The organism is Halococcus morrhuae DSM 1307 (assembly GCF_000336695.1).
Lineage (GTDB): Archaea > Halobacteriota > Halobacteria > Halobacteriales > Halococcaceae > Halococcus > Halococcus morrhuae.
Genome location: NZ_AOMC01000081.1, coordinates 1 through 1919 on the forward strand (window position 1 = coordinate 1; position 1919 = coordinate 1919).

At 62.5% G+C, this 1919-nt stretch carries 3 protein-coding genes and 1 pseudogene; 2 read left to right on the plus strand and 2 right to left on the minus strand.

Features of this window, described 5'->3' with window-relative positions; genetic code table 11:
• The coding region (locus tag C448_RS05530) for a quinone oxidoreductase family protein (RefSeq protein ID WP_004052520.1) at positions 1-501 on the plus strand (501 nt) is incomplete at its 5' end.
• 90 nt (positions 502-591) lie between these two features.
• Here C448_RS05530 and C448_RS05535 read toward each other — a convergent pair.
• Positions 592-1008, minus strand: a complete 417-nt coding sequence (locus tag C448_RS05535; protein WP_004052522.1) for a type II toxin-antitoxin system VapC family toxin — start codon at positions 1006-1008, stop codon at positions 592-594.
• 68 nt (positions 1009-1076) lie between these two features.
• Positions 1077-1262, minus strand: coding sequence for a hypothetical protein (locus C448_RS15855; protein ID WP_152415523.1), 186 nt, complete (start codon positions 1260-1262; stop codon positions 1077-1079).
• 158 nt (positions 1263-1420) lie between these two features.
• On the opposite strand from C448_RS15855, the pseudogene C448_RS05540 reads away from it, so the two are divergent.
• Positions 1421-1919 (plus strand): annotated as a pseudogene (locus C448_RS05540) (RNA-guided endonuclease InsQ/TnpB family protein); the annotation flags it as partial.

Sequence of the window (1919 nt, forward strand, 5' to 3'; positions counted from 1 at the left end):
GCGACCGGCGGCGTGGGTGTCGCGGGCGTGCAGCTCGTCGATGCGCTCGGTGCACGATCGATCGGGACGACGACCTCGTCGGCAAAGGCCGACCGACTGGCCGACATCGGAGCCGACCACGTCGTCGAATCGGGGGCCACGGATGAGATTCGAGCGGCGGTCGACGAGATCGGCGAACCCGACGCCGTTCTCAACCATCTCGGCGGCGAATACACCGAACTGGGGCTGGAACTGCTCCGGCAGGGCGGTCGGATGGCCGTCTGTGGCCGCACTGCGGGCGATCGATCGACGATCGAGATCCCACAGCTGTATCTCGGGCACAACCAGATCATCGGCAGTACGATGGGCACCCAGCCAGATCTCGAAACGCTCGTCGACCTCGCGGCTGCGGGAGCGATCGAGCCGGTCGTTGACGACGAGTATGCACTCGACGAGACGGGCCAGGCGTTCGCCGATATGCAGTGCCGGGATGCGTTCGGGAAACTCGTCGTGCAGCCGTGATCGGGCGTGGTGAGATCGCGACATACACTCCTGTAGAGTCGCGTCGAAACAGGGTTCAGAGCCACAACCCGCCTCGAACCGTAGCCTCGATCAGGCGCTGTGGGGAACGACAGTGATCCCAAAGGTCCGAAAGTCGCCGTCGTAGGTGAACAGGTGGTCGATCCCGCGCTCGTCGGCCTGAACGGCAATCACGTGATCGGTGAGCGAGATCGCTTGATCGTCGTAGCGCCGGAACTGCTCGATTGCGTGCTCCACGAGCCCCGGACTGACGTCGAGAACCCGAAACGTTGGTTCGTTGAGGATGGTCTCAAGGGCCTCGTGTGCAGCTCGGCAATCTGCTCGCGACAGCAGTAGTGTCACGACCTCATCGAGAACGTACTGATTCGTGACCAGCGGATTGTACGGGAGTTCGCCGTCCCCGATCGCCTCGATCGCCACACGGGCCTCGTCGTGCTGAGACGATCCCCGGTAGAAGTACGCAAACAGCGCGTTCGTGTCGACGAACAACGGAACTGGTGCTTCACGTCCGTCTTCGATCGATGGCTCAAAGCGAGAGCGCAGGCTGTCGCTCACACTCAGCTCCGGTCGCCAGCGATTGCGTCGGCGAGGGCCTCGTCGGTATCTTCGATGTCGAGCGAATCGTCGCCACCACTCCCGAACGACGGCGCGCTGAAGAACGGGCTTTCAGGATCGTGCTGGTCGAGTTCGTCCGTCGGCAGCCACCACACACGCGCACGAGCACCGATCTTTTTGCTGGCCACCGTTCCGCGCTCTCGCAGCTCCTCAACTTCTTGGTAGCGCGGAGTCCCCTTCCTCAAGGAGCACGACCGAAAGGGAGCGCGAGTAGGGAGGGGAGGAGCGCGTTCGTATAGCTGGGCATTACCGACGTACTTAAGCATACACGGATACATTGAAGAATGTGGCAGAGGAGTATGTCCGTCGCACCGCCGTCACGCGCCTCGACGTGAGCGACGAGCAACGTCAGTTGCTCGAAGCGACCATCGACGCCTACCGCGACGGCTGCCAAATCGCTACGGACATGGCGTGGCCGGACACCAAATCCAAGAGCGATGTGCAACCGCTCGCCTACGATAGTATCCGCGAGGATACCGAGTTAGGGAGCCAGCACGCGATTCTCGCCACGCACCAAACCGCCGAAGCGATAACGGGGTGTCACGAGCGACGGTCGAAGGGGCTGAAGGTCTCGAAACCGAACTTCACGGCCCCGACCATCACCTACGACACGCGGACCATGACGCTGTTCGAGGACAATTCGGTATCGCTCTCGACGGTCGAAGGCCGCGTCCGGTGCCCGCTCGTCCTTCCACAGAACGACGACGGTTACCAGTGGCAATTCCTGAACGACGAACGGTGGGAGCTAACCGAAAGCACGCTCACTGCCCGCGACGGCGCGTACT